The sequence below is a fragment of the Shigella sp. FC1967 genome, from assembly GCF_001743005.1.
Lineage (GTDB): Bacteria > Pseudomonadota > Gammaproteobacteria > Enterobacterales > Enterobacteriaceae > Proteus.
In genome coordinates this window covers 1-202 of record NZ_MIIZ01000540.1, presented here as the reverse complement: position 1 = coordinate 202, position 202 = coordinate 1, and the positions used below count along the sequence as shown (strand labels likewise).

Here is a 202-nt window from a genome sequence, read left to right as displayed (position 1 = left end):
CAAAAGTCCCCGTTTTACTTTGCGTCCGTAAATGTGTGTTTTGCTGGCGCAGCAGGCGCGACGATACTGATTTCAGATTGTTGACCATCACACTGACCGCCAGTTTTGGCGGGTAAGCAACCAACAGATGCACATGGTCAGGCTCTCCGTCCATCTCAATAATTTCGCATTCAAGTTTTGCCGCAGCGGAGTCAAATACATC

At 49.0% G+C, this 202-nt stretch carries 1 protein-coding gene; it reads right to left on the bottom strand.

Annotation, left to right across the window (positions count from 1 at the left end):
- A partial coding sequence (tnpA, locus tag BHE89_RS04560; RefSeq protein ID WP_128860321.1) for an IS200/IS605 family transposase occupies positions 1-202 on the bottom strand: 202 nt, incomplete at both ends.